The organism is Oceanobacillus profundus (assembly GCF_003515705.1).
Classification (GTDB): Bacteria; Bacillota; Bacilli; order Bacillales; family Amphibacillaceae; genus Oceanobacillus; species Oceanobacillus profundus.
Window position 1 is genome coordinate 447,166 of sequence record NZ_QWEH01000002.1, and the last position, 24,541, is coordinate 471,706.

The window sequence follows — 24,541 nt, forward strand, 5'->3', positions numbered from 1 at the left end:
AGGAGGTGTCTTATGGAAAAACAAAAGTATTATGTATGTATACCAGCAGGTGAAATTTCACAAGTACGTTATGGGAATAATGATGACTATACAATTTATGCTACAACAGAGGAAGTAACAATGCTGCGAGCAAAGCTAGATAATATGGATAAGGCTGGATTGGATACGTATGTACGTGCACATGTACCAATCATGCTTTATCACAATGATAAATCGAATGACGCTTATGATGATAGCATGACAAAGGTTTTTGAAATGATTTATAAGCTTGGAGATGAACAAAGCCGCTCTCATATTGAAGGAATGGGAGTTTTAGGAGATAATCATATGTAGACAAGCAATGGAATATAATTTTAAAAAGTGTCCTTTTCAACAGATTTTTTGAACAATCCAATAAATGTGTTTAGGCCTCTTGAAAAAAAGGAATAGTTTACCACGAAACATTTTTTCATAACTTATCTATTCATAAAACAGGGAGGCTTTTTATATGAGAAAAAAGCGGCATAGCGTATTAAAGTGGAGCTTAACCATTGCAATCCTTACATGTATTATTATGTTCGGTAATCCAATAGAAGTAGAGCATGTAAATGCTGAAAACCAACAGAAAATGATATCCTATCAAATGAAGGAGAAACCTATTGCCCAGCAGGAACCGACCTTAACACATGAGAATGTCGTTTCGCTGACCAATACATTTATGGATATTCTCGTTCAAGATGTGGATAACGATTATAGAGTTATCGGGTTCCAGACAAAAGATGAGTTATTAGGGGCATTTGAGCAAGTTACTACAAAAGAAGTAGCCCAAGACTATGTTGAATTTTATTACTTGGAAGAATCGGATGGGATGTATATTTTACCAACTGAAACACCACCATGGTTTATAGAAGAAAATGATTATGATATGATACCAGTAGATGCTTCGACCGTTAAGGTTATACAGGAGAACACAACAGAACTTTATGGTGATTATAAGGTGGAGTTTGAATTTACCTATGATAACGGTTGGAAAATAACAGATGTTAACTATCATCAGTTTTACGTATAAACGTGTTCAAAAGAAGGATAAAAAGACCGGGGTCGGGTATAGTCTCGTCTTGGGACTGTAATTACTCGCCCCATTGAAAAGCTGTGTTGCAATGCTGGCGCTAGCACATCCTATGCCTCGAAATTCGAGGAGACGAAGTATCCGTACCGGGCTTACACAGGATGTTTTGACTTCAGCGTTCGACACAACACAGAACGTGTCGGTTTTTAGTCGAGAGTCCTCTGTTCTCGATGTGTCATTTTTACCGGACTTTTGAACTTCGTACAATAGAAGGCAGTTGAATGACTTGATAACATTTAGAGACTACTACAACAATGAAGTGAAGCTTTCCTTTGACGATCATCCTTTTTCTCAGGAGCCTAAGCATGTGTGGGTAATTTGTAAATACAAGGGAAATTGGTTGCTGACGAAGCATCGGGAACGAGGATTGGAATTCCCGGGTGGAAAGGTAGAAGAAGGAGAAACAGCGTGTGATGCTGCTATTCGAGAAGTAAGGGAAGAAACTGGTGGTAAAGTTCAGGAGATAAGCTATATTGGTCAATATAAGGTGAATGGTCGGAAAGATATTGTCGTAAAAAATGTCTATTATGCGATTGTGGACGAGCTTAAAAAGCAAGAAACCTACTATGAAACAGAAGGGCCAGTTTTGTTAAAATTTATCCCGAATAGAGTAAAGCAAATGAAGAAATATAGTTTTATAATGAAGGATGGCGTACTGGAAAACTGTATGGATTATTTGAAACATCATAAAGTCAAGTAAAAGAAGATTAAATCTGATGGTTTGATCTTCTTTTTATAGGCAGATCTTATCTGCATTAGTGCAACTAAGACATTCGCCTAAAGCTTTGCACGCCAAAATATAAAGGGATTCTTAGAAAGCAAAATACACTTTCTAAGAATCCCTTTAACGAACGTCAAGTTTTCCGAAAAATAAGAAACACACAGCAAAACTTGCTATGTGTTTCGATTGCGAATTAACCATCGCTCTAAATTCTCCACAACCTTATACATAATAGCTGCCAGTATCGCAATAATAACGAGACTTGACATAACAAGGGTGAAATCAAATACTTGGAATCCGTAAATAATCAAATAGCCAAGTCCTTGCTTGGAAACAAGATATTCCCCAACAATAACACCTACCCAAGAAAGTCCCACATTTACTTTAAGGGTAGAAATCATTGCTGGCATTGCCGCTGGAAAAATTGCTTCCTTAAAACATTGCCATCTTGTTGCTCCAAAGCTTCGGAGCACTTTCTCATAATTTGGATCCACTTCGTTAAATGCAGAGTAGACGACGAGTGTAGTGACAATAACAGAAATAATAAATCCCATTGCAATAATGGATAAATAACCAGGACCAAGTGCAACAATGAGGATTGGTCCCAATGCAACCTTAGGCATTGCATTTAGTACGACGAGATAGGGACCCATAATTTTAGCAAATCGTGCAGATGACCATAGTGAGATTGCAATGAGAATTCCACCTATTGTCCCTATAATAAACCCGAGAATGGTTTCAAACAAGGTTACTTGTAAGTGATTGAAAATCGAACCATTTGCAAATCGTGTGACAAGTAATTCAAATACGCTGCTTGGTGAACTGAAAAGAAGCGGATCAATCCAGTACAGGCGACTAGCAATTTCCCAAAGTGAGAAAAATGAAAGGAGAATGGTAAGCTGCCAAAAGAGCACTATCTTTTTCTCTCGTTTTAATCCACGTTTGTAATTTTCAAATAAGTGGTGATCATTCATCTGGAATATCCACCACCTTTTGCTGTGATTCTTTTGATTCAAGAGCATCCCATATTTTATCAAAGATAAGTTGATATTTTGGATGTCTTCTTACTAGAAATGGTACTTCATTGCGAAGCTCGATTGGAACTTCATAAGTTTTTGCGATGGATCCAGGATTGGCATTCATCATAAAGATTCGATCACTCATTGCAATTGCTTCGCCAATATCATGGGTAACGAGTATCGCTGTTTTATGATAGCTTTTTAACAAATCGGAAACTAAATCCTCTAAGTTAAGCTTTGTCTGGTAGTCCAGTGCAGAAAATGGTTCGTCAAGCAACAGAATCTTTGGATTATTAATCAGAGTGCGGACTAATGCTACACGTTGACGCATTCCCCCAGAAAGCTCACTCGGATATTTCATCTCAACATCCTTCAGTCCAACCTCTTTTAATAGCTGAATCGCCTTTTTCTTCAGTTCATCTGACAGCGTATGATTGACTTTCGGTCCAAGTAAGACATTATCCAGGATTGTTTTCCATGGGAATAAATAATCCTGCTGAAGCATATAGCCAATTTCCATCTCAGATTCGGCAGTTGATTTCCCTTGAAGTGAAACCGTACCTTCTGTTTGTTGGATAATCCCTGCAATAATGGATAAGAGCGTGGATTTACCACAGCCACTCGGACCAAGCAGGGAAATAAACTCACCTTCTTTAACCGCTATGGAAATGTTGTCAATTGCTTTTGTATAGCTTTCTTTAGAAAAGTAATGATGGGAGACATGGTCCAACGTCAGAAATGACACAAAATCTCCTCCTTTAATCAGACATAACTCTTTCAGCGTAATCTGTGTTCACTAAATCAGTGTATGGAACATCTGCTGGAAGCTCACCAGCTTCATCCATAATTGATTTTAAATTTTCCCATTCTTCTTCATCTAAAATTGGATCGACCGCGAAGGAATCCTGGCTTTTATAACGATCAATCGATGCAGCAAGCATATCCAGATCTGTGTCTTCAAAATAAGGCTCAATAACTTCAGCAATTTCTTCTGCACTGTTTTCCGCGACCCAGTCTTGAGCTTTATAAATCGCACGGGTGAATTTCTCAACTGCCTCGTCATTTTCTTCCATGAAGCTCTGTTTCGTCATGAATACCGTGTATGGAACTGTACCGGATTCTTCTCCAAAGGATGCAACAATATGTCCCTGACCTTCTTTCTCTAAAATACTAGCGGTCGGTTCAAATAGCTGGACATACTCATAATCACCAGATGAAAATGCTCCAGGGATATTGGCAAAATCAATATTCTGTACGAGATCTAAATCCGCATGTGGATCAATGCCATGATTCTTTAATACAAATTCACCAACCATCTGTGGCATCCCGCCAACACGCTGTCCTAAAAAGTTACTACCCTCTAAATCTTCCCACTCAAAATCAGGTTGTGGCTCCTTTGCCACTAAAAATGTCCCGTCTGTCTGGGTTAACTGTGCAAAGTTAATCGCATAATCTTTAGAGTCCTGTGCATACACATAGATGGAAGTCTCCGATCCGACGAGCGCGATATCCGCTCCACCAGAAAGAAGTGCCGTCATTGTCGTATCTCCACCCCATGTTGTCTGAAGTTCTACCTCCAGTCCTTCTTCCTCAAAAAAACCTTTCTCGAGCGCTACATATTGTGGTGCATAAAAGAGGGAGCGAGTGACCTCTGCTAAGCTGATTTTAGTTGTCTGCGCTGAATTACAAGCAGAAAGGAAAATGAGGAAAACAACTGTTACAACAGCAATCAATTTAATTTTTCTCATGCGTTTCGTTCCTTTCAGAATACGTGATCATTTATCAACACAGTTTATGCGAAACTGGAAAATGTGTGAATGCCTAGTTGAGGTGAGGGCGAGAGGGAATAGTAAAGGTTTTGAAACTGCAGATTTAAGTATAGTGGTGCGGGAATTTAAGGTTACAGAGCCTTAGTGCATGGGTCTGGACTAATAACCTGGGCAATAGAATAGCGTGTGTAAAATGGAGCAAAAATCCGATAGTCAAAGGGGGAAATCGATCTATCGGTTATAAGTAAAAATTGGAGGGAGGAACATAAAAAGCCAGCCCATAAAAACAGGCTGGCTATCAGCATGATGCTGATACTGACTCCACTCATATAAATAAAATCCTTTTGGGATGAGTAAACAGAATTATTACCCTTGGTAAACCGGGCCGGCTTCTTTAATTGGATCACTTGCATTATTGAATTTCTTGAAATTCTCATGGAATTTTAATGCTAGTGATTTTGCCGTCTCCTCATATGCTGTTTGATCATTCCATGTTTTTTTCGGAATGAGTACTTCATCTGGAACTCCTGGAACATGCATTGGAATTTCTAATCCGAAAATTTCATCTTTTACAGTTTCCATTGAATTCAGCTCGCCTTCTAGAGCAGAGTGAATCATTGCACGCGTATAGGATAGCTTCATACGGTTTCCAACACCGTAAGATCCGCCAGTCCAGCCAGTATTAACTAAGAACACATTTGAATTGTACATATCAATTTTTTCACCTAGCATTTCAGCATATTTTGCTGGTGCCAAAGGTAGAAAAGGAGAACCAAAGCATGCTGAGAAAGTTGCTTGCGGTTCTGTTACTCCGCGCTCTGTACCTGCAAGTTTGCTCGTATAGCCGCTTAGGAAATGATACATTGCTTGCTCTTTCGTTAATTTACTGATTGGCGGCAGTGTCCCAGAAGCATCTGCTGTTAAAAAGATGATTGTATTTGGATGGCCAGCAACGCTTGGTGACACAATGTTATCAATATTCTCAAGCGGGTATGCAGCACGCGTATTCTCTGTTAATGTCGTATCATCATAATCAGGAATTCGTGATTTTTCATTTAAAACGACATTTTCGAGTACAGAACCATAGCGAATGGCATTGAAAATTTGGGGTTCTTTTTCCTCCGATAGGTTAATACATTTTGCATAGCATCCACCTTCAATATTGAACACGCCATTCGGGCTCCAGCCATGCTCATCATCTCCAATTAGACGGCGGTAAGGATCAGCGGATAATGTTGTTTTTCCTGTGCCGGAAAGGCCGAAGAACAGGGCTACATCACCTTCTAGACCAACATTTGCTGAGCAATGCATGGACAAAACATCTCGCTTTGGCAGCAAGTAGTTCATCACTGAGAAGATAGATTTTTTTATTTCACCGGCATATTCAGTACCTCCAATTAAAACAACACGTTTCTTAAAGGAGATTAAGATAAATGTTTCCGAATTTGTTCCATCGACAGCTGGATCTGCTTTGAAATTTGGAGCAGAAACAACAGTAAACTCTGCTTGGTGATTTTCTAACTCTTCATCTGTTGGCGTGATAAACAATTGACGTGAGAAAAGATTATGCCATGCATATTCATTGATGACTTGAATTGGCAGGCGATAATTTTTATCCGCACCAGCAAACCCTTGAAACTGATAAAGTTCATCTTTTTCTTTTAAATAATCTATTACTTTTCTGTAAAGATTATCAAATACTTTTTCTTCGATTGGACGGTTTACCTTTCCCCAGTCAACAAAATCTGCACAAACCTCATCTTTTACAATAAATTTATCTTCGGGAGAACGCCCAGTATATTTTCCAGTAGTTGCTCGAATTGCACCCGTAGAAGTAAGACTTCCTTCTTGATAACGTAAAATTTTTTCTACTAATTGTGCTACCGACAAATTAATATGCATATTATTGTGTTCATTTAACTCTTTAATTAATGATCTCTCCACCGTTTTCATGTCATTATCTCCTGCCTTTTTAAGGATTTTATACGTTTATGACAACTTTTATTTTCTTAAGATGCTTATTAGTATAACACATTTATATTATTAGTCCATACTATTTAAAAATAAATTATAAAAAATATATAATAGCCCACCATCCGAAAATAGTTGACACCTACAGCTACTTTCGTTAATCTAAAGGTTGAACGGATACTCTTATTCAGAGTTGGTGGAGGGACAGACCCGATGAAACCCAGCAACCATCACATGATGTGAATTGGTGCTAACCTGATGCAAGGAACACTTCCTTGAACAATAAGAGCGAAAGGCCAGTATACCCTTTCCTCATGTCTTTGAAGGAAAGGCTTTTTTGTTTTTTATAGAGAAGTTATATATAAAATGATATTCATAGAAAAGCGATTGACCTGGTCAGTGGGAAAAGTTTTACCTTTTGAAGGTACTTTGAATAATATATGTAGAACATTTAAATTAGAGTTCCGTAACATACAATAAAGGAGAGTTTAGCCTAATGGCTGTAAATCGACGTTTATTTACTTCAGAATCAGTAACAGAAGGTCATCCAGACAAAATGTCAGACCAAATTTCAGATGCTATCCTAGATGAAATTTTAAAAAAGGATCCGAATGCACGAGTTGCGTGTGAAACAACTGTAACAACTGGATTAGTGTTAGTAGCGGGGGAAATTTCGACAAGCACATATGTAGATATTCCTGCTATTGTAAGAGAAACGATAAAAGGAATTGGCTATACTCGAGCTAAATATGGTTTTGACTCGGAAACATGTGCTGTAATGACGGCAATTGATGAGCAGTCAGCAGATATTGCTGGCGGTGTTGACACCGCACTAGAAGCACGCCAAGGAAAAATGAGCGAGGATGAAATTGATGCAATAGGTGCTGGAGATCAAGGGTTAATGTTTGGTTTTGCTTGTGATGAAACCGAAGAGCTTATGCCACTACCGATTTCATTAGCGCATAAATTAGCGAAGCGCCTTGCTGATGTAAGAAAAGAAAAAATTGTAGATTACCTGCGCCCGGATGGGAAAACACAGGTTACTGTAGAATATGATGAAAATGATCAGCCTATCGGAATCGACACAATCGTTATATCTACACAGCATCACCAAGATACCACTACTGAACAAATTGAAAAAGATATGATTGAGCATGTGGTTCGTGCCGTTGTACCTACTGATCTCTTGGATGAAAACACAAAGTATTTCATTAACCCAACTGGTCGTTTTGTAATTGGGGGACCACAGGGGGATGTAGGACTTACTGGTCGTAAAATCATCGTAGACACATACGGTGGGTATGCACGACATGGCGGTGGAGCATTTAGTGGAAAGGATGCAACGAAAGTAGATCGCTCTGCTGCATATGCAGCTCGCTATGTTGCAAAAAACATCGTTGCTGCAGGTCTTGCGAAGTCATGTGAGGTTCAATTGGCGTATGCAATTGGTGTAGCAGAGCCTGTATCCATTGCGATTAATACATTTGGTACTGGAAAGGTAAGCGAGGAAACACTTGTAGCTGCGGTTCGTAAATTATTCGATCTTCGCCCAGCAGGAATTATTCGGATGCTCGACCTTCGTCAGCCAATATTTAAAAACACAGCAGCATATGGTCATTTTGGTAGAACGGATGTTGCATTTTCATGGGAAAAAACAGATAAAGTTGATGAGTTAATCGCATTGACAAAATAATATTATAGCTGTACAGCTCTTATTGAGTTGTGCAGCTTTTTGTTTAGCTGATGGAGTTTGGGCTAGCATACGATTTATAATCTAGAAAGAGAGGAATGCTCATGTACTATTATGAAGATAATAGTGGTCTACTACTGGATATTGTCATATTAATAGGTGTGCTTTCACTTATTATTTTTATATTTAATTCGATCATGAGAATATTATTGCACGTGAAGCGTCCAAAATGGTTTTCTAATAATTATGTGAACGATATACATGAAAAGTATGATAAAAGGTTACGATTAATAGCTGTCATTGCATACATAGGTGCTGGATTTTATTTCATTTATACAACTATTTCCTCGAGTTCTGATGTTACGCTGTATTTATTTTTACTTGGCATGATCTTCACTGGTATACAGGAATTGTTTCGAGCATACATGGAGTGGAAATACCTAGAAGGGAAAAATGATTATCTATTTACGCTCAGTCAAGTTATATTTATTTCCACACTTGTCATTGTAGCGTTGAGGTCTGGGTTCTTTGGTCTTTTAGGGTGATAAACAGAGGAGCTTGATCTATTATTTCAAGCCCCTAACTGATTAATGTCCCATATTTGTATTTTCCTTATAATATTTACCTTTTTCTACATAAGATGTACGAACCCGTTCCATTTCCGCATAATCTTTTTCAGATAGCTCGCGTACAACCTTTGCCGGTCTCCCCATCACTAACGTGTTAGGAGGTACTTTCTTTCCGGGTGGCACAAGACTTCCTGCACCAACGAATGCATTTTCTCCGATTTCCGCACCATCCAAGATAATCGATCCCATTCCAATTAAGGCATTTTTCCGAACGATAGCAGAGTGTAAGGTAACTTGATGACCGATTGTGACATCATCTTCAATGAGAAGTGTCTTATTTGGGCTTTGATGCAGCATACAAAAATCCTGGATGTTAACCCGTTTCCCAATTCGAGTTGGCGCAACATCACCGCGGATAATTGCTTTAAACCAAACACTAGATTCCTCATCAATCGTAACGTCTCCATTTATTACAGCATCTTTTGCAATAAAAGCAGTTTCGTGAATGGTTGGATAAATATTTTTGTAAGGCTCAATCATGTTTACAACCCCTTGTTTTTTGTTTTCCTATTGTATATGATGCTATAATTAGTATAGCAAATTTCATCAATTGGAATGGAGGAAATAGATTGACAAAGGTACCAAAAAATGCGATTACATTACTAAGAATCGTGTTTAAACGAATCTTTCCAATGGTTGATGAGGAAATGAATTACTGGAAGCGTAGAGCAGAGCAGATACCGAATGATGAGTTGCGCACCCAAGCTCTTGCTAGCATAAAAGATAAACGATTTCACTGTCAAGGTGGAAGTGTTTATGCACTGCTTGCTGGAGAAAGAGAGAAAAAAGCAGTTCGTTTTATTGTTGCGTATCAAACAATTAGTGATTATTTGGATAATCTTTGTGATCGAAGCACTTCGCTTGATCCTAAGGATTTCCGTATGTTGCATGAAGCGATGAAGGATGCTTTAACGCCTATGAATCCAATGAAAAATTATTATGAACTGCGAGATGATCAAGCTGATGGAGGCTATCTTGCGGAGTTAGTTCAAACATGTCAAGAAACATTAAGAGATGTAGCATCCTTTGAACAAATCCAGAATCAGCTTCTCAAACTCCAAGGATTATACGCAGATTTACAGGTTCATAAGCATGTACAGTTAAGAGAAAGAATTCCACGGTTAACGTCATGGTTTGAAAAAAATAAAGATACGAATGAAAATCTCTCATGGTATGAATTTTCTGCTGCGAGTGGTTCAACCTTGGGAATTTTTTGTCTTGTATCTTACGGACTTGGCGGAAAACTCAAATCAAATACAGCGCAAGCTATTTATGATGGCTATTTTCCTTACATGCAGGGGCTGCATATCTTGCTTGATTACTATATTGATCAACAAGAGGATCGTGACGAAGGAGATCTTAACTTTTGTAGTTATTATGAGGATTGGAATAAAATGAAAGAGCGTTTCCTTTATTTTATTAAACAGACAAAAACAGATGTACGCGGTTTGCCAGATCGGAAATTTCATGAAATGATCCATCAAGGCTTAATTGGCCTATACTTAGGTGATAAAAAAGTAAAAACAATTCCATATAGTGATAAAATGCGAAAGGCTTTGCTGCAAGCCGGAGGAGTTACTGCTAAAATGTTTAATTGGAATATTCGTATGTATTATAAAGCAGAGGGAAAGAGAGGGGAAATGAAAGATGTATGAGCAAAAAATGAAAGAAAATGATCGAGATGTTGTGGCATTTATTGAGGATATTGACAATGCCAAAAAGCGAGAGGATGCTTATAAGCTGCTTGAAATTTTTACAGAAACAACTGGATATCCGGCTAAAATGTGGGGAACAACCATTATTGGATTTGGTTCCTATCATTATAAATATGCATCTGGTCATGAAGGAGATGCGCCATTAGTCGGATTCTCGCCACGCAGGGCAAAGCATAGTTTATATTTTGCAGCCGGTGATGACAGAAGAGAGGATCTGCTGACAGATTTCGGAAAGCATACAACCGGAAAAGCTTGTGTGTATATTAATAAACTTGCTGATATTAATGTGGATGTTTTGAAAGCATTGATCAATCAATCTGTGGAGTTTTTACAGGAGAAATATCCAAATGAAGCAGGGGAAGATGCGTAACATAAAGAAGGGAATTACCAAGTCAGAGAATAATCGGTAATCCCCTTCATGTGTGTTAGGCTTTTGCCAGTTTACTTGAGATCCAAAGATAAATGAAAATGCCGCCAAATGTAATACAAGTGCCTGTAATTAATCGGGCAGATTCTGTTAATGATGTAAAGCCGAGCAGATAATCTGGCAGGGAAACGAAAGTTAAAACAATTGGAAGTACCCAGGTTTTAGACCAAATGGAAATCCCAATTATAAAAATCAATGTTACGATTGCAATGATAATGGTTCCAATCATGCCAAAGCTAATGACTGGTGTCGTAACATGCTGGTTAAGGAAAATCAGACCGATAAAAAGGGCCATCGGTAACAGTGCAACTGGATAAAGTATAGCAAATTGTTTTCCGGTAGACAGGTTTTTTCCAGCAACATACCGAAATGTAAGTGAAATGCTTGTTAAGAATAAGATGGCTATGATAAGAAATCCGATAATCTCTAAAAGGGAGTAAGCAAGCGTTCCTTCAAATAAATCTCTGACAACTGTGAACGAAAAAGCACCAAATAGAATCATTGGAATATACTTCATCCAAGCTTTAAGGTCAATTGGCATTTCGCTAGCAAGTTGTTCCATGTATGCTCTAGGCGATTGACCAATAATATGTTCAATTGATTTCCCATCTTTCTCTGCTTGCATTAAATGATTCTCTAATTCCTCGACGATTTCATCAATTTCTTTTTCCTTTTTCCCAGTTGAAAAAAGGTAAACGCGAAGGTTTTCTAAAAATTGTTTGCTTTTTTTGGATAGCGGTACGTTTTTAGGCATCATGTTTAATCTCCTTTTCCTTTTTCGTTTCATGTTTTAAGACATGGTTAACGTTCGTCTGTAAGTTCTCCCATCTTTCTATAAAATCTTGCAATTCTTGTTCTCCGTTTTCTGTCAGGCGATAATATTTTCGTTTCGGTCCTGCTGTGGACTTCTTTAATGTAGAGGTTACTAATTTTTCTTTTTGCATGCGTAATAATAATGGGTAGATTGTACCTTCACTGAAGTTAGAGAAACCATATCCTTCCAATTTTTCAGCTAGCTCATAGCCGTAGACTTCTTTGTTTTTAATGATGGCGAGTATGCAACCATCTAAGATCCCTTTCATCATTTGGGTTGTCGACACAATAATCAAACCTCCCTTATCTTGTATAACAAGATATTTGTTTTCTGGAATATTAGTCTTGTATTACAAGGTATATGCTTAGTATATGTTTTATTACCTTGTAATGCAAGTGTTATTGTCGATTTATTAAAAACTAGAAGTACTTGATTATCTTGTTCAACAACTATAAGTATTTTAAACCAGGTGTAGTGATGAGTAGCCGGGCGAAGAGATATTCAATTTATACGGTAACTCAAAGTCAGCATGAAGACCTGATTATAGAAGGAGTGGTGTTATTCGTTCACTGAAGTCGAGTCCAAATGTCCAGGAATAGCGGAGCATCATGAATTACTATCAAATTGATTTTTGATTAATCTTAATTTAGAGCAGGTAAGTACAAATCAGAGTTTTAATAAATCTAAAACTGATAAACCAGCAATGAAGAGCAACAAAAATAGCCCGCGCATCCATGCAGCGATCAAATTGTCTGTTGGTGACCTTTCATGTGACCGGAATCCATAAAAAAACCGCAGAGAAAATTAAATTTCTCTGCGGTTTTGTGGAAGTGAAACGTTATATCAATGCATCTTCCTTATCTTTCTTAGAATCCCGATACGTATTATAGAAGTGCATAATGATTGTCCGTAGTAATGCATAGAACGGTACCGCGAACAAAATACCGAGGAAGCCTGCAATGCTTCCGGCAGCAAGGATAACTGTTATCACCGTTAACGGGTGCAATTGCAATACTTGTCCCATTACATTAGGTGAGATGACTGAACTCTCAATTTGCTGGGCGATGAACATAATTAACGAAATCCAAATAAGATTCATCGGATCCTGAAATCCACCTACGATTAATGCGGGAATAACAGCTAGATACGGACCGAGAAAAGGAATAACATTGGTAATCATCCCAAAAAGGGCAAATGCTAGAGCGTACTCCAACCCGATAATGAGATAGCCAATTAACAGCAATACTCCTACAAAGAAACTAACAAGTAACTGTCCTTGAATGAACGAAGATAAAACCTTATCCATCTTAACGAGTAAACTGCTAACATTTGCTGCTTTTTTCTTACTAAATACTTGTGTGATAAAAGGAATTAATTTATCCCCATCCTTCAGCATGAAGAAAAGGAAGAACGGAATAAGTACAATTCCCATTGCAATTGAAACAACTTGCCCTAAAAAGCCACCAATAAAGCTTGGGATATTATTTGCTATCCCTTCCAAATGTGTTGGGAGGTCAGCGACGAAGTCATTAATCATCGAAACTGCCTGCTCTGGAATAGCTTCATAGTTCTTTTGTACCCACTGAATTGTTTCTTCAGCAAGTTTTACCATTTGTGGTATGCTGTCAATCATTGTAGAGAACTGATTCTGCGCAATCGGCCAAATGAAAATAATGAATAACGTTGCAATTAAGATAAGTGTTAAGTACACAAATATAATCGAAAATATTCTATTTATTTTTAGACGCATGAACAAATGCATTAATGGCTTCGTTAAGTAGTACAAAATTCCAGCGCCAATGATTGGGAGTGCAACAGCACCAATCAATCTAATAACAGGAAAAAAGATGAAATGAGTAATTGAAACAAGCCAGATTAAGAGAAAAAGCATAATTAAAAAAAGCATTACTTGAAACCATCGTTTATGAACCAATCAATATCACTACTTTCGACCATTTTTATTTCTATTTTACATGGAGAGGAAGATAATAGAAAGTATTTTGATACAATTGTGCCAACAATATTGCCTGTTTATACATATGGGTTGAAAAGAGTTTCATAGTATGCTGATGCTGAAGGGAAAACTTTTCATGTTTGTGCTTCGTCTAACTTAATAGGAGGGGAAATTGTGGATGAGTATATCGTAGAATCAATCGGAGCTGATGATAAAGCAATTATGATTGATACAATGATGAAAAATTATGGACAAGATATTTTACAGCTTGTCTATTCGTACGTGAAAAATCAAACGATTGCAGAGGATTTGACACAGGATATTTTCATAAAATGTTATCGGAACTTACATACCTACAGGAAGAAGGCTAAATTGAAAACCTGGCTTTGGAGTATTGCAATCAATCATTGTAAAGATTATTTGAAAAGCTGGTATAACAAAAATGTAGTTCTTTCAAATGAGGTTCTCGATTCCGAGTTCGATGAAGCCAATCAACTAGAGAGCAAAGTTATTCAACAGGATGAGGATGATCGATTAGTCGCACATGTCATGTCTTTATCAGTTGAATTTAGAGAAGTTATTTATCTGTTTTACTTTGAAGAAATGCCAATTAAAGAGATTGCTAGCGTAACTGGTACCAATTCCAATACCGTAAAAACACGATTAAGACGTGCGAAGCAACTACTAAAAGAATATGGCTATTTGCCGAAAATATTCATAATCGCTTGATGGGATACTCGAAACCAGAGCAATTCACCTCTGACGAAGGTTATTTTTATTTGATAATTAAACAACAACTACAGCATCTAAATTGGTTTGGGAAAGTCCGATATGCAATTATTCCTATATGAAGGACATACCGATTTTGTTTTTCTCAATCTGTTAGCTCAGTACGGATTGGTACTGTCTTTTTTTATCATTCTCATTTTGCTTCTTTTAATAAGTAGACTAATTGCTGTTAGTAATATGATGAAAGATTCGTTTGGAAAACTCCTGACGATTGGTGGAATTGCGCTCATTACGATTGAATTAATCTACAATATCGGGATGAATTTTGGGTACTTGCCTTTAGCTGGTATGCCACTGCCGTTTATTAGTTATGGCTTGATGCCAACATTGATTCATGCAATTGTTATTGGTGTTGTTCTAAGTGCTTATCGACAAAAAGATTTACAATTTAATATCCATTCGTAGGAAGGAACGAAGCTTATGCATTTGACTATTAACATTGTATTTTTTGGAACAATATTAATACTTTTATATATAGTGATCGATTTGATTCGCAATAAAGGAAGAAATCTGTTAAGGAAATTTATTTTTTATACGTTTATGTTTTATTTTGTGTATGTCCTGCAGCTTACAATGGGAGGGATCACCATACCGCCGTTGGAAGCGAGAATGATTAAAGTGCAGTGGATACCTTTCTTTTTTGTCAATGACTGGGTGATGCATTATCAGGCAAATGGTTTAGATTTCTATTTTTGGAATTCGGTGAAATTAACATTCTATAATTTGATCATGCTCGTACCATTTGGAGTCTATTTAGCACTTTTATTTCAAGTTAAACAAATTTCGAAAGCAGCATTAATGATCGTTATTCTCAGTTTAGCAATTGAAGTTTTCCAATTAATCCTCAGTTATTTTGGAGTTATTTGGGCGAGAGGATTTGATGTCGATGATATACTTTTAAATACGTTTGGTGGTGTGATAGGTTTTATGTGTATGCGAGTAGCTATGAGATTCAGGAGACGCATTCAGCATAAATATTAAAATGAATATAAGCTTAGCGTGCAGCTGGAACTGCCCTAAGCTTATTTTTTGATGGGGGTAGGCAAGAATCTTTTAGCTTGCTGTCGAAGTGTAATGTGGTTAATAGAAGGAAAATAGAGGGAAGCCCTTTATCAAATAGAGGAATTCATGAAAGAAATAGCGAAATATATATGTTAGATTGAAAAGTTTTTTAGGGGAGAATAAACGATGACAAAGGGCCTTATTCATCATGTGGAAATTAACGTGTCAAATTTGGAAGGTTCAATAGCATTTTGGGGTTGGTTATTGGAGGAATTGGGATATGAGCTTTACCAAAGTTGGAACGAGGGACGCAGTTGGAAGCTAGAGGACAGTTACCTCGTTTTTGTTCAAACTGAGGAAATTTATCTAGACGCTTCCTACCATCGGAAGCGTGTTGGTCTTAATCATCTTGCTTTTTACGCTAAATCACGTGAACATGTTGATGTAATGACAAAGCGATTAGAGCAAAAGGGCATTTCCATTTTATACAGGGAGCATCATCCCTTTGCTGGTGGAAAGAAGCATTATGCTGTTTTTTTCGAGGATCCAGATAGAATAAAGGTGGAGCTTGTCGCAACCGTTTAATTGTTGGTTCAATTTTTAAAGCATAATTGCATATTATATACTATAAAAGTTATGTGAGAGCTTATTAGTTGTAAACCGAAAAGGGGGAGATGAACAATGGACAAAAAACACAATGATTTAATCGGTGAGATACTCGAAGCAGCTGGTGAAAAAGATAATTTTAACTTAAAGGGTGCGGGAAGGCCGTTGCCAAAGGGATATGTGGAAAGAGATATTTTTCAAAACTTCCAGCAGATTGCAAAAGATGCAGGGTACTTGCCGTATTGGCTGAAGATTCAAAAGCAAATTGCGGCCATGTTGTTAACTGCTAAAACGCAAAAAGACATAAAGAAAATTAATAAGAAAATCAAAGAGTATAATACTGTTTGTCCCCCATCCATGCAAAAGCTCCCAGTTGAGCTGGATAAGCTAGAGGAGGCTAAAGTAATCTGGTAAGGTATTTGTTGCCAGTCAACACTATAAGGGAGGAGATTATGTGATTCTCCAAAAAGGGATTACAGGAAAAACTCAAAACTCAAATGATTTGCCAAAACCAGATGGGAAAGACTTTAAGCGATTATGCTATACACTTATCGCGCAGCTAGGTGGGAGCGTAAAAGCATTTACACAACCGCAAATCGATACAAATTATTTTCATGTCGATCTGGAGGTTTTTAATAAGCGATTGCATCTGCTCTTAAATGAGAATTATCCATATCTTGCTGTTGCAAGTGAGGTTGATTTTTTTAACATAACTTTTATTGATGTGCCAATATTAACAAAGCAATTTGCACCTTACTATACAATTTTGCTGAAAGCGGAATTGAATGAGCGAATTCAGCTCAGGTCAGGACGTAAAAAGGGTGCTTTACTTAACGAAAATGAATTGATTCAAGAAGAATTAGCTGACTTAGTCTATTGGCAGCCTGAAACAGTTGGTCATGTGTTGTTCAATCATTGGGATTAAGCAGACTCGGAAGTCTTAGATTTTTCATTTGCTTGTCCAGATGCAATGGCGTGACTAGATTACATATACGTATAGGGAGGGAAAAAATGAAATTAAATCAAGAGGATCAATTTATTAAAGAGATTCAATTACATAAAGATAGTATTCATTCATACGACACATTTCCATTCGATCTTCCGGTTATTAAAAATTTAAAAAGGTTATTATTCCACCCGAACGTAACCTATATTATAGGAGAAAATGGAATGGGGAAATCAACCTTGCTGGAAGGGATTGCAATTGCACTTGGATTTAATCCAGAAGGTGGAACGAAGAATTTTAATTTCTCAAGCTTTGACTCGCATTCAAATTTAGATCAGTTTTTAAGAATCGCAAAGGGGCCATACCTGCCTAATGATAGCTTCTTCTTTAGAGCGGAATCCTTTTACAATGTTGCGAGCAATATTGAAGAAATGGATATGGATGCGTCACCATATAGTGGATCAAGAATTATCGATTCATTTGGTGGTAAATCTCTTCACGAACAATCACATGGTGAATCTTTTTTTGCAACATTTACGAATCGCTTCCGTGGCCAAGGCTTGTATATCCTTGATGAACCAGAAGCAGCATTATCTCCAATAAGACAATTATCAATGCTTGTAAGAATCCACGAGCTCGTTAATCAAGGATCACAATTTATCATTTCCACACATTCACCGATTCTTATGGCTTATCCAGATGCACGAATCATTCAGCTTACGGAGGACGGTATGGAAAAACAGCGTTTAGAAGATACAGAGCATTATAAAGTGATGAAGCAATTTTTTGATGATAAAGATAGATTACTGCATCACCTGTTTCAATGATATTGAATAGGAGTGAGGCTATGAAAGCACCAGATTTAACGAGTGAAACAAAACGATTAATTATTCGACCATATCAGAAGCAGGATTATGAAAATTGGTATACTCAATTTAGTCGGCGATTGCCATCGCAATCCAAATACGATGAAGGTTATATTGACATGTCTCGTTTTACAAAGGATTGGTTTAGTAAATGGGTCCAAGGGTTCCGTGAAGGTGCAAAAAAAGATGATATGTATATTTTGGGTGTTTTTCGAAAAGAAGATGGAGCCAATGTTGGGACTGTCGAGTTATCGACAATATTACGGGCGAAATACCAATGGGCTATGATGGGATATTTTATACATAATCAGTTTTGGGAGAAGGGGTATGGAAAAGAAAGTGTTATTGCTGCCACACATTTATTTTTTAAACAATTAAACTATCATCGTATCGAACTGCATATCAATATGGATAACGAGCCGTCGATTCGATTAGCAGAAAGTGCTGGTTTTATTTATGAATGTACAAGAAATGAATTTACTTACGAGCGTGGACGTTGGACAGATTTATTAATCTATTATCGGAATAACGACTCATTATGAAAAGGCATACGTAACTTCTAGAAAAGGAGAGAGAAGATGGGGACCGTCATTCGCTGGTTGCTGGCGATATTTTTTACATACTTTGCAACTATTACACTACAAACAGGACTGGAATTGCTTAGTGCTTCAAGAGAAGATGGAGCAATTGCAGTTCGATTCCTATCTTTTGAAATAAATAATCAAGTTGATTCGGAAAACATGGCATCCTATACGATTGCATTCTTTGCAGGAGCGCTTGTTGCTATGATACTTGCGCTCAGCCTTATGAGAGATGCCTTTTCTAGTCTAAAGGGAAAAAGTTAATTGGGATTTTAAAAAAAGGGCTTGGAAGTGAATCTCGCAGTATTGAAACAAAGAGCCGTCATCTCAAAAGAGAATCCTGCTCCAGTTATTAATTGCCTTTATTAAAAAATGATTCTGTTCGTGTTGGCATTTCCAAAAAACAGAGAATAATACATTGCAATTCATTGTACCTATTTTAATTTAAGAACTTTTTTTTGAATAGCAAGTATAAAAGGTGGGTCATTTTTTTGATTAATAAAGCCATAGCGTAAGACATTAAACTGCTTTTGATCTAGTTGAAGCAGGTACTTTAATAGTCCTTCTTTTTCTTCCTTGCCACCTTCATGACCGTGGTATACAACAAGAACGACAAGTCCATCTTTTTTCAAACGGTTTAAAATAGCATCTACAGCAGTCACCGTTGAATCAGGTGTTGTAATTACTGTTTTATCGCTTCTAGGTAAATAACCGAGGTTGAAAATCGCACCCGCAATTTCTTCATTTTTATCCTTTGGAAAATAATCCAGAATTCTTTCATGACTATCGTGGATTAAAGATACATTGGAGCAATTATTGTTAATTAATACTTTTCTCGTATTTGCAATTGCTTGGTCCTGTATATCAAAGGCATAAACATGACCGTTTTCACCGACTAGCTTACTGAAGAATAAGGTATCATTTCCATTTCCGCACGTTGCGTCAATTACCTTTTCACCCGATTGTATCGTTTCTTCTAATAAATAATGAGCATAATTTAGAATTCCTTTTAGCATATATGCAGCACATTCCTTTTCATTAGATTTATCTCTTCCTTCATGTTATCACGAAAATGCCAATCAAGAAATGCAGTAAAAACTGAGGCGAACCTTTAAAATGAGGTTACCTTGACAATAGTTACCGGATTCATTATAATTCGGTTAAATAATCTAACGACTTTGATAAGGATTAGTAGTAATTTTTTTCAGGCATAGAGAGGCAGTGCTCGGTGGAAACTGCCGTTGAAAGATTTTATGAACTCACCTTTAATGTTGCAGGAATGAATAGGAGTAATTCCTGCCGTCTATCCACGTTAAAGATAACAAGTGAACGCGAATATATGCGTTAATTTGGGTGGTACCGCGGGAGATACAGCTTCTCGTCCCTTTTCTGGGGATGAGTGGCTTTTTTTTTCGCAGATAAGAAAGTGTTAGACTTTCTTATCTGCATAAGTGCAACTAAGGCATCGCCTAAATACTTGCACTCCAAAGTATAAGTGCTTCTAAAAAAGCAAAGAACGCTTTCGTAAGAATCCCTTTAACGAATGCCAAGTTTTCTAATGGAAAATACAAGCGTTGTACAGCGAAAGGAAGGAAAATTAGATGAGCTTTAACCATCAGCAAATTGAAAAAAAATGGCAAAAACACTGGCTTGAAAATAAAACGTTTAAAACGGAAACCTTTTCTGAAAAAGAGAAGTTCTATGCACTTGATATGTTTCCATATCCCTCAGGAGTAGGGCTGCATGTAGGACATCCCGAGGGCTATACGGCAACGGATATTCTATCGCGTATGAAACGAATGCAAGGCTATGAAGTAATGCACCCGATGGGATGGGATGCATTTGGGCTTCCGGCAGAACAATATGCAATTGATACAGGGAATAGCCCAGCTGAATTTACAGCAAAAAATATTGCGACATTTAAACGCCAAATACAAGAACTTGGTTTTTCGTATGATTGGGATCGTGAAATCGATACAACAGATCCGAATTATTATAAATGGACACAGTGGATTTTCACAAAGCTTTATGAAAAAGGGCTCGCTTATATCGATGAGGTTGCGGTGAACTGGTGTCCGGCATTAGGTACAGTTTTGGCGAATGAAGAAGTAATTGATGGAAAAAGTGAACGCGGTGGACATCCGGTCGTACGTAAACCAATGAAGCAGTGGATGCTGAAAATTACTGCATATGCTGATCGCTTGTTGGAAGATTTAGATGAATTAGATTGGCCAGACAGCTTAAAAGAAATGCAACGTAACTGGATTGGCCGCTCAGAGGGCGCAGAAGTAACATTTGCAATTGATGGACATGAAGAAGAATTTACTGTATTTACAACACGTCCAGATACATTATTTGGTGCAACGTATGCAGTGCTTGCCCCAGAACATCCGTTTATCGAAAAAATAACAAGTGCAGAACAAAAAGCTGCCGTAGATGCTTACTTGAACGAAGTCCAAACGAAATCCGATTTGGAGCGTACTGATTTAGCAAAAGATAAAACAGGTGTATTTACTGGTGCATATGCAGTTAACCCTGTGAATAATGAAAAAATGCCAATCTGGATTGCAGACTACGTATTAATGTCATATGGAACTGGTGCAATAATGGCGGTTCCAGCACACGATGAGCGGGACTATGAATTTGCAACAAAATTTGAATTGCCAATTGTGGAAGTAGTTTCAGGTGGAGATATAACAAAAGAAGCATTTACTGGTGATGGAGAACATATCAATTCAGGATTCTTAGATGGGCTTGGAAAAGAAGAGGCGATCTCCAAAATGATTGAATGGCTTGTCGCTGAAGGAAAAGGCGAGAAGAAAATTATGTATCGCCTGCGCGATTGGCTCTTTGCGAGACAGCGTTATTGGGGTGAGCCAATTCCGATCATTCATTGGGAAGATGGTACAATGACAACTGTTCCAGAAGAAGAACTTCCATTGGAACTACCAGTGATGTCAGAGATTAAACCATCTGGTACAGGGGAATCTCCACTTGCTAATAACAGTGATTGGGTAAATGTTGTTGATCCGAAAACCGGAATGAAAGGGCGCCGTGAAACAAACACCATGCCGCAATGGGCGGGAAGCTGCTGGTATTTCTTACGATACATTGACCCGAAAAATACCGAACAGCTAGCAGATCCAGCTGCACTGGAAGAATGGTTGCCAATCGATATTTATATCGGTGGAGCAGAGCATGCCGTGCTTCATCTACTATACGCACGTTTCTGGCATAAGTTCTTATATGACATTGGAGTCGTATCAACAAAAGAACCATTCCAAAAGTTATTTAACCAAGGTATGATTCTTGGCGAAGGTAACGAAAAAATGAGTAAATCCAAAGGTAATGTTGTAAACCCGGATGATATTGTAACATCTCATGGTGCAGATACATTACGTCTTTATGAAATGTTTATGGGGCCATTGGATGCGTCTGTCGCATGGTCAACAAATGGATTAGACGGTGCTAGAAGGTTCCTTGATCGTACATGGAGATTGTTCATGAACGATGATGGTACCCTTTCTGAGAAAATTGTGGAAGCAGAAAATACAGCTTTAGAAAAGGTCTACCATGAAACGGTGAAAAAGGTAACAGATGACTTTGAAAATCTGCATTTTAATACCGGAATATCGCAAATGATGGTATTTATTAATGAAGGCTACAAAGCAGATCAAATTCCAAAAGCATTTGTGGAAGGGTTTGTGAAGATGCTTTCTCCAGTTGCCCCACATATTGCTGAAGAGCTTTGGGAACAACTTGGCCACTCAAATACGATTACCTACGAAGAATGGCCGGTCTTCGATGCATCGAAATTAGTGGAAGATGAAGTAGAAGTAGTTCTTCAAGTCATGGGCAAAGTTCGTTCGAAATTAAGTGTGCCGAAAGATATTTCGAAAGAAGACTTGGAAAAATTAGCATTAGCAGATGAAGGATTGCAAAAATGGATCGAAGGAAAAACAATTCGAAAAGTAATCGTCGTGCCAGGAAAATTAGTAAACGTAGTAGCGAACTAAATGAAACCAAAAAGATCTCCTTCTATATTTAAAGAGGAGATCTTTTTTTATGAAGTGTCACGTCCATTTAACTGGATTCAACCCAATTCGTTTGTAAAATAATCCACTCGCCATTTTCGAAATACCATAATGTTTCAATTGTGCCAAGACGATCTGCGTGGTAGGCACCGCTAATTTGTTGATAGCTTTTTAGACCATACCCTTTGCTTTCACTAATCGATATTGGTTCATAAAAAGCAATTGGATCAATCATTAATGAAGTAGGTTTTAAAAGGTTGCCTTTTTTATTATAAATTCCAAGACGTATATAATCCTCTGCACGGTCTTTAACATCCATCACAATTGGCTTGCCATTAGGGATAATTTCAATAATTACTTGGAAATTCTCTTCAAATTTACCACTAACATAGCGCTGTTCTGGTAAAGGGATTTCTTTTAACTTCTGATTTGCCAATGTGTGTAAGAAAGAAGTGTATAAACCGCCACTCCCACCAGTCGGACTTTGATAGAAGATATCCTTTATTCCGTCATGATCCAGATCAATGAATTGAAGCTTTGGTTCGTAACCACCACCATAATTGATTTTCCACTCTTCTTTATCAGAAGATCGAATCTCAGCCCAAATATCTTGATAATATTGTGCGTCTGGAGCAAAAAGCTTTCCTTTCAATTCGATTGTATTGTTTTCTCCATCTCCTGTTACATCAGCTTGGTATGTTTCAATTAAGATACTATCTGGTGCTGTTTCTGCAGCAAATGTAATTGTTGGAAATGCAATCATCAATATTAGAAAAAAATATTTCACGTTCATCACTTCCTTTATTTGAAATAATAATGTGGTATATGTAAGGTGAATTGAATGTAACTTCACCTTTGCAAATAAAATGAATTACTTCTTGCTTTGTTAGTTCTTGTAGGTTGCGCATTGTGTTTGCATCCTATGCGTGAAATACGTAAAATTGAAATTGAATACAATAAAGGGGATGACAATATGCCAGAAATAAATGAAGTAGCACCTAAAGAAGTAGAAAAGCTGATGAACGAGGAAGATATTATAATCATTGATGTAAGAGAAGATGAAGAAGTTGCTCAAGGAATAATTGAAACAGCCAAGCATATTCCATTAGGAAATATTCCGGAAGCAGTAGCTGACTTAGATAAAAATAAATCGTATATACTTGTATGTCGATCAGGAGCAAGAAGTATGAATGCGTCCAAATATATGGATGAACAAGGTTTTAAGGTTTCCAATATGAAAGGCGGCATGTTGGAGTGGGAAGGCGAAGTAATCGTCGATTAATAGAGAAGAAGTTATTTTCAGTAATTCTGAAAATAACTTCTTTTTATTTAGGTATTGCATTTTGAACTTAAGGGGTGTAGTATAAATTTTGCTGTCAAGAAGAGAAGCAAATGAAATAAGTTTTCAGCTTCAAAATGAACTCGACAAATTAAAAATAAATGTTGACAAGTATTTATGAGAAATGCTATAATAAACATCCACTAGTTAGGAAAAGTCGAAAATGATTTGTTTTTCAGATTTATTGTTGATTACTAGTGTGGTATTGTAATTATAAGTTAACAAATTTGCTCTTTGAAAACTGAACAAAACAACCAGTATGTCAAGAAAAAGGAAACTCGTTTTTCTTTTTAAAACAAGTAGAAGTCAGCTTCTACAAAAGCTAAGTATTACAAACTTTTATGGAGAGTTTGATCTTGGCTCAGGACGAACGCTGGCGGCGTGCCTAATACATGCAAGTCGAGCGCAGGAAATAAACAGAACCCTTCGGGGTGATGTTTATGGAATGAGCGGCGGACGGGTGAGTAACACGTGGGCAACCTGCCTGTAAGATCGGGATAACTCGCGGAAACGTGAGCTAATACCGGATAACACTTTTCATCTCATGGTGAGAAGATAAAA

28 protein-coding genes, 1 rRNA gene, 1 riboswitch and 1 other annotated feature are annotated in these 24,541 nt (G+C 37.4%); of the genes, 19 read left to right on the forward strand and 10 right to left on the reverse strand.

Going from position 1 to position 24,541, the window contains the following annotated elements:
- Nucleotides 1-12 precede the first annotated feature (12 nt).
- The 3 genes from D1B32_RS05385 to ytkD all read left to right on the forward strand — a co-directional run bounded on the left by D1B32_RS05385 (nt 13) and on the right by ytkD (nt 1,808).
- The gene (locus D1B32_RS05385) at nt 13-333 is read left to right on the forward strand and encodes a hydrolase (protein ID WP_118888816.1); all 321 of its coding nucleotides are present in this window, start codon (nt 13-15) and stop codon (nt 331-333) included.
- 154 nt (nt 334-487) lie between these two features.
- Entirely contained in the window at nt 488-1,048 is a 561-nt protein-coding gene (locus D1B32_RS05390) for a hypothetical protein (RefSeq protein WP_095309157.1), read from the forward strand.
- A 286-nt stretch (nt 1,049-1,334) separates the two neighbouring features.
- Nucleotides 1,335-1,808 carry an RNA deprotection pyrophosphohydrolase gene (gene ytkD, locus D1B32_RS05395; RefSeq protein WP_095309155.1) on the forward strand — a complete coding sequence of 158 codons (474 nt, stop codon included), beginning with the start codon at nt 1,335-1,337 and terminating at the stop codon, nt 1,806-1,808.
- A 194-nt stretch (nt 1,809-2,002) separates the two neighbouring features.
- On the opposite strand, the gene D1B32_RS05400 is transcribed toward ytkD, so the two are convergent.
- The 4 genes from D1B32_RS05400 to pckA form a co-directional block, all read right to left on the reverse strand.
- Nucleotides 2,003-2,803, reverse strand: a complete 801-nt coding sequence (locus D1B32_RS05400; protein ID WP_118888817.1) for an ABC transporter permease — start codon at nt 2,801-2,803, stop codon at nt 2,003-2,005.
- A complete protein-coding gene (locus D1B32_RS05405; protein ID WP_118888818.1) occupies nt 2,796-3,593 on the reverse strand; it encodes an ABC transporter ATP-binding protein in 798 nt (265 codons plus the stop codon). Before D1B32_RS05405 ends, D1B32_RS05400 begins: the two co-directional genes overlap by 8 nt.
- Before the next feature lie 13 nt (nt 3,594-3,606).
- Nucleotides 3,607-4,596, reverse strand: coding sequence for an ABC transporter substrate-binding protein (locus tag D1B32_RS05410; RefSeq protein WP_118888819.1), 990 nt, complete (start codon nt 4,594-4,596; stop codon nt 3,607-3,609).
- A gap of 387 nt (nt 4,597-4,983) precedes the next feature.
- Nucleotides 4,984-6,570 (reverse strand): phosphoenolpyruvate carboxykinase (ATP), encoded by a 1,587-nt coding sequence (gene pckA / locus D1B32_RS05415; protein ID WP_118888820.1) that lies wholly within the window; start codon nt 6,568-6,570, stop codon nt 4,984-4,986.
- 198 nt (nt 6,571-6,768) lie between these two features.
- Nucleotides 6,769-6,877, forward strand: a riboswitch (SAM riboswitch).
- Nucleotides 6,878-7,084: 207 nt separating this feature from the next.
- Here pckA and metK point away from each other — a divergent pair.
- A complete protein-coding gene (gene metK, locus D1B32_RS05420) occupies nt 7,085-8,281 on the forward strand; it encodes a methionine adenosyltransferase (protein WP_118888821.1) in 1,197 nt (398 codons plus the stop codon).
- Nucleotides 8,282-8,382: 101 nt separating this feature from the next.
- Nucleotides 8,383-8,823: a DUF4181 domain-containing protein gene (locus D1B32_RS05425; RefSeq protein ID WP_158586209.1), complete on the forward strand. Its 441-nt coding sequence runs from the start codon at nt 8,383-8,385 to the stop codon at nt 8,821-8,823.
- A gap of 42 nt (nt 8,824-8,865) precedes the next feature.
- On the opposite strand, the gene D1B32_RS05430 is transcribed toward D1B32_RS05425, so the two are convergent.
- A complete protein-coding gene (locus D1B32_RS05430) occupies nt 8,866-9,387 on the reverse strand; it encodes a gamma carbonic anhydrase (protein ID WP_095309141.1) in 522 nt (173 codons plus the stop codon).
- A 152-nt stretch (nt 9,388-9,539) separates the two neighbouring features.
- Between D1B32_RS05430 and D1B32_RS05435 the strand changes: the two genes are divergently transcribed.
- Both D1B32_RS05435 and D1B32_RS05440 read left to right on the forward strand, forming a co-directional pair.
- Nucleotides 9,540-10,562, forward strand: a complete 1,023-nt coding sequence (locus D1B32_RS05435; protein ID WP_095309284.1) for a tetraprenyl-beta-curcumene synthase family protein — start codon at nt 9,540-9,542, stop codon at nt 10,560-10,562.
- Nucleotides 10,555-10,992: a DUF1801 domain-containing protein gene (locus D1B32_RS05440; protein ID WP_095309139.1), complete on the forward strand. Its 438-nt coding sequence runs from the start codon at nt 10,555-10,557 to the stop codon at nt 10,990-10,992. The genes D1B32_RS05435 and D1B32_RS05440 overlap by 8 nt, the downstream gene beginning before the upstream one ends.
- 55 nt (nt 10,993-11,047) lie before the next feature.
- Here the strand turns inward: D1B32_RS05440 and D1B32_RS05445 are convergent, their stop codons facing one another.
- From D1B32_RS05445 to D1B32_RS05455, 3 genes are all read right to left on the reverse strand, one after another.
- On the reverse strand, nt 11,048-11,806 hold the full coding sequence (locus tag D1B32_RS05445; protein WP_118888822.1) for an HAAS domain-containing protein: 759 nt from the start codon (nt 11,804-11,806) through the stop codon (nt 11,048-11,050).
- Entirely contained in the window at nt 11,796-12,152 is a 357-nt protein-coding gene (locus tag D1B32_RS05450) for a PadR family transcriptional regulator (protein ID WP_118888843.1), read from the reverse strand. The genes D1B32_RS05445 and D1B32_RS05450 overlap by 11 nt, the downstream gene beginning before the upstream one ends.
- A 549-nt stretch (nt 12,153-12,701) precedes the next feature.
- Nucleotides 12,702-13,796 (reverse strand): AI-2E family transporter, encoded by a 1,095-nt coding sequence (locus D1B32_RS05455; protein ID WP_095309133.1) that lies wholly within the window; start codon nt 13,794-13,796, stop codon nt 12,702-12,704.
- A gap of 195 nt (nt 13,797-13,991) precedes the next feature.
- On the opposite strand from D1B32_RS05455, the gene D1B32_RS05460 reads away from it, so the two are divergent.
- The 9 genes from D1B32_RS05460 (at nt 13,992) to D1B32_RS05500 (ending at nt 18,871) form a co-directional block, all read left to right on the forward strand.
- Nucleotides 13,992-14,546: a sigma-70 family RNA polymerase sigma factor gene (locus D1B32_RS05460; protein ID WP_118888823.1), complete on the forward strand. Its 555-nt coding sequence runs from the start codon at nt 13,992-13,994 to the stop codon at nt 14,544-14,546.
- A gap of 87 nt (nt 14,547-14,633) precedes the next feature.
- Nucleotides 14,634-15,011 carry an FtsW/RodA/SpoVE family cell cycle protein gene (locus D1B32_RS05465; RefSeq protein WP_262366384.1) on the forward strand — a complete coding sequence of 126 codons (378 nt, stop codon included), beginning with the start codon at nt 14,634-14,636 and terminating at the stop codon, nt 15,009-15,011.
- Nucleotides 15,012-15,026: 15 nt separating this feature from the next.
- Nucleotides 15,027-15,587, forward strand: a complete 561-nt coding sequence (locus D1B32_RS05470; RefSeq protein WP_118888825.1) for a VanZ family protein — start codon at nt 15,027-15,029, stop codon at nt 15,585-15,587.
- Between the two features lie 207 nt (nt 15,588-15,794).
- Nucleotides 15,795-16,193, forward strand: a complete 399-nt coding sequence (locus D1B32_RS05475) for a VOC family protein (protein ID WP_118888826.1) — start codon at nt 15,795-15,797, stop codon at nt 16,191-16,193.
- Between the two features lie 96 nt (nt 16,194-16,289).
- Nucleotides 16,290-16,628: a DnaJ family domain-containing protein gene (locus tag D1B32_RS05480; protein WP_095309120.1), complete on the forward strand. Its 339-nt coding sequence runs from the start codon at nt 16,290-16,292 to the stop codon at nt 16,626-16,628.
- Nucleotides 16,629-16,668: 40 nt separating this feature from the next.
- Nucleotides 16,669-17,139 (forward strand): hypothetical protein, encoded by a 471-nt coding sequence (locus tag D1B32_RS05485; RefSeq protein ID WP_095309118.1) that lies wholly within the window; start codon nt 16,669-16,671, stop codon nt 17,137-17,139.
- 86 nt (nt 17,140-17,225) lie between these two features.
- Nucleotides 17,226-17,987, forward strand: coding sequence for an AAA family ATPase (locus tag D1B32_RS05490; protein ID WP_095309116.1), 762 nt, complete (start codon nt 17,226-17,228; stop codon nt 17,985-17,987).
- A 20-nt stretch (nt 17,988-18,007) separates the two neighbouring features.
- Nucleotides 18,008-18,568 carry a GNAT family N-acetyltransferase gene (locus D1B32_RS05495; protein WP_095309113.1) on the forward strand — a complete coding sequence of 187 codons (561 nt, stop codon included), beginning with the start codon at nt 18,008-18,010 and terminating at the stop codon, nt 18,566-18,568.
- A 36-nt stretch (nt 18,569-18,604) separates the two neighbouring features.
- Nucleotides 18,605-18,871 (forward strand): hypothetical protein, encoded by a 267-nt coding sequence (locus tag D1B32_RS05500; protein ID WP_095309111.1) that lies wholly within the window; start codon nt 18,605-18,607, stop codon nt 18,869-18,871.
- A 170-nt stretch (nt 18,872-19,041) separates the two neighbouring features.
- Here D1B32_RS05500 and mnmM read toward each other — a convergent pair whose 3' ends face one another.
- Nucleotides 19,042-19,623 (reverse strand): tRNA 5-(aminomethyl)-2-thiouridylate-methyltransferase MnmM, encoded by a 582-nt coding sequence (gene mnmM, locus D1B32_RS05505; RefSeq protein WP_095309109.1) that lies wholly within the window; start codon nt 19,621-19,623, stop codon nt 19,042-19,044.
- A gap of 153 nt (nt 19,624-19,776) precedes the next feature.
- Nucleotides 19,777-19,996 (forward strand) — a binding site (T-box leader).
- Nucleotides 19,997-20,208: 212 nt separating this feature from the next.
- Here mnmM and leuS point away from each other — a divergent pair.
- Nucleotides 20,209-22,623: a leucine--tRNA ligase gene (gene leuS, locus D1B32_RS05510; RefSeq protein ID WP_118888827.1), complete on the forward strand. Its 2,415-nt coding sequence runs from the start codon at nt 20,209-20,211 to the stop codon at nt 22,621-22,623.
- Nucleotides 22,624-22,690: 67 nt separating this feature from the next.
- Here leuS and D1B32_RS05515 read toward each other — a convergent pair whose 3' ends face one another.
- Nucleotides 22,691-23,434, reverse strand: coding sequence for a YybI family spore inner coat protein (locus D1B32_RS05515; RefSeq protein WP_392391096.1), 744 nt, complete (start codon nt 23,432-23,434; stop codon nt 22,691-22,693).
- 180 nt (nt 23,435-23,614) lie between these two features.
- On the opposite strand from D1B32_RS05515, the gene D1B32_RS05520 reads away from it, so the two are divergent.
- Nucleotides 23,615-23,923 (forward strand): rhodanese-like domain-containing protein, encoded by a 309-nt coding sequence (locus tag D1B32_RS05520; RefSeq protein WP_095309104.1) that lies wholly within the window; start codon nt 23,615-23,617, stop codon nt 23,921-23,923.
- A 395-nt stretch (nt 23,924-24,318) separates the two neighbouring features.
- Nucleotides 24,319-24,541 (forward strand): 16S ribosomal RNA (locus D1B32_RS05525); the annotation flags it as partial.

What these genes read in the sequence shown, in the direction of transcription:
- D1B32_RS05390 (WP_095309157.1), top strand. Translation starts at nt 488, where the DNA reads ATGAGAAAAAAGCGGCATAGCGTATTAAAGTGGAGCTTAACCATTGCA.
- D1B32_RS05445 (WP_118888822.1), bottom strand. Translation starts at nt 11,806, where the DNA reads ATGATGCCTAAAAACGTACCGCTATCCAAAAAAAGCAAACAATTTTTA.
- leuS (WP_118888827.1), top strand. Translation starts at nt 20,209, where the DNA reads ATGAGCTTTAACCATCAGCAAATTGAAAAAAAATGGCAAAAACACTGG.
- D1B32_RS05515 (WP_392391096.1), bottom strand. Translation starts at nt 23,434, where the DNA reads ATGAACGTGAAATATTTTTTTCTAATATTGATGATTGCATTTCCAACA.
- D1B32_RS05440 (WP_095309139.1), top strand. Translation starts at nt 10,555, where the DNA reads ATGTATGAGCAAAAAATGAAAGAAAATGATCGAGATGTTGTGGCATTT.
- D1B32_RS05385 (WP_118888816.1), top strand. Translation starts at nt 13, where the DNA reads ATGGAAAAACAAAAGTATTATGTATGTATACCAGCAGGTGAAATTTCA.
- D1B32_RS05470 (WP_118888825.1), top strand. Translation starts at nt 15,027, where the DNA reads ATGCATTTGACTATTAACATTGTATTTTTTGGAACAATATTAATACTT.
- D1B32_RS05495 (WP_095309113.1), top strand. Translation starts at nt 18,008, where the DNA reads ATGAAAGCACCAGATTTAACGAGTGAAACAAAACGATTAATTATTCGA.
- D1B32_RS05435 (WP_095309284.1), top strand. Translation starts at nt 9,540, where the DNA reads ATGGTTGATGAGGAAATGAATTACTGGAAGCGTAGAGCAGAGCAGATA.
- D1B32_RS05500 (WP_095309111.1), top strand. Translation starts at nt 18,605, where the DNA reads ATGGGGACCGTCATTCGCTGGTTGCTGGCGATATTTTTTACATACTTT.
- D1B32_RS05520 (WP_095309104.1), top strand. Translation starts at nt 23,615, where the DNA reads ATGCCAGAAATAAATGAAGTAGCACCTAAAGAAGTAGAAAAGCTGATG.
- mnmM (WP_095309109.1), bottom strand. Translation starts at nt 19,623, where the DNA reads ATGCTAAAAGGAATTCTAAATTATGCTCATTATTTATTAGAAGAAACG.
- D1B32_RS05480 (WP_095309120.1), top strand. Translation starts at nt 16,290, where the DNA reads ATGGACAAAAAACACAATGATTTAATCGGTGAGATACTCGAAGCAGCT.
- D1B32_RS05400 (WP_118888817.1), bottom strand. Translation starts at nt 2,803, where the DNA reads ATGAATGATCACCACTTATTTGAAAATTACAAACGTGGATTAAAACGA.
- D1B32_RS05430 (WP_095309141.1), bottom strand. Translation starts at nt 9,387, where the DNA reads ATGATTGAGCCTTACAAAAATATTTATCCAACCATTCACGAAACTGCT.
- D1B32_RS05475 (WP_118888826.1), top strand. Translation starts at nt 15,795, where the DNA reads ATGACAAAGGGCCTTATTCATCATGTGGAAATTAACGTGTCAAATTTG.
- D1B32_RS05410 (WP_118888819.1), bottom strand. Translation starts at nt 4,596, where the DNA reads ATGAGAAAAATTAAATTGATTGCTGTTGTAACAGTTGTTTTCCTCATT.
- metK (WP_118888821.1), top strand. Translation starts at nt 7,085, where the DNA reads ATGGCTGTAAATCGACGTTTATTTACTTCAGAATCAGTAACAGAAGGT.
- pckA (WP_118888820.1), bottom strand. Translation starts at nt 6,570, where the DNA reads ATGAAAACGGTGGAGAGATCATTAATTAAAGAGTTAAATGAACACAAT.
- D1B32_RS05425 (WP_158586209.1), top strand. Translation starts at nt 8,383, where the DNA reads ATGTACTATTATGAAGATAATAGTGGTCTACTACTGGATATTGTCATA.
- D1B32_RS05490 (WP_095309116.1), top strand. Translation starts at nt 17,226, where the DNA reads ATGAAATTAAATCAAGAGGATCAATTTATTAAAGAGATTCAATTACAT.